At 47.2% G+C, this 1,260-nt stretch carries 1 protein-coding gene; it reads left to right on the forward strand.

Going from position 1 to position 1,260, the window contains the following annotated elements:
* Positions 1-1,260 (forward strand): hypothetical protein (locus tag AT710_09840; protein ID KUO89667.1); only part of this gene is annotated, 1,260 nt, incomplete at both ends.

Raw genomic sequence — 1,260 nt, forward strand, 5'->3', positions numbered from 1 at the left:
ATAGCCAAGGGTGACTTGGTCATACTCTATGGAAACACAAGCAACCTACCAACAATGGAGTACCTACTAGCCTACACATGGGCAAGGAAGTACGGCATACTCTACATGGGCCGTGTGCCATTTGATTACCTAATTGCACTCCCAACAATACCGGTAGGGAGCAAGGATGCCTTGGCTGCTGCCTTCGGTGGCCCGTATTACCTAGTCATTGGGCCAGTGATGCCGAGGGATGCGGTGAAGGCGATAATGACCTACACGGCATTGAAGCATTTACCGGTGAGTAAGGCTCAGACGGGCGGTGCTGGGCTTAGCTTCAGCATGATTAAGGCAAACCTACAATCAACCTCATCATCAACATATTATGACGCGTGCGGTTACATATACCAGGAGTACTACCAAAACGCCGCCTCAGTGAGCTCAGGCGTTTATGAGTCAAGCAACGACTACTTCATATGGCTACTCCCAATGCTAAACTGGTACGGTACTCTATATAACGGTGTTCGGGGTTATAGTGATGGTAATGGCACGTTCTACTACGACACATGCATGCAAATAAATACCCAAGTTTTCTACGACAGTGCTTATAACGTCTACTACGTGCCTGCCGTGGTCTATGGTCACGTTAGTTATGACCCAACATCAACCATGACCAACAATGGTGGTGAGGTTCTGACCGAGACAGGCACAATTGATTACTATACGAGTTATAAGTACTACAACGAATCAATAACAAACTCAATAATCGAGGGTCCATATAGTACGGGTAGTGTGCAGCCTCAACCGACATCCTCAACGACTAGCTACTCCATATCCGTATTCGCAGGCTTTTCAGGAACTGAACCATATGCTGGTGTCGAGTTCACGGTTACCTTACCCAGCGGCTCAAGTGAGGGGATAAGCCTTAATTACGGCCCATCAACGCAGGCCTACGATTATAACGATGGTAACGTCACTTGGACGTTTAACCTCAACAACGCAAACACGCCAAATAATAATTACTATAATGATTTTGAGGACCCAACGCCAAGTTGGAATATGCCGAGCTTCTCAAGTTCCCAGCAGTCCGCCTACCTGCCAGTCTACATGAGTGCTAAGGTTATGACTAGCTCGCAGATCGTGCCTATCGGACTTTGTGATTATTACAACAACACCTATGAGCACATTTGGGTTGATGGAGGTTGGTGGCTCTTTGCACAACCAAAAGGCTCAGGCATAGGCTTAACATCAGCATCGTACGGATTCTACGAACAATCGGGATAC

This window comes from Thermocladium sp. ECH_B (assembly GCA_001516585.1).
Classification (GTDB): domain Archaea; phylum Thermoproteota; class Thermoprotei; order Thermoproteales; family Thermocladiaceae; genus Thermocladium.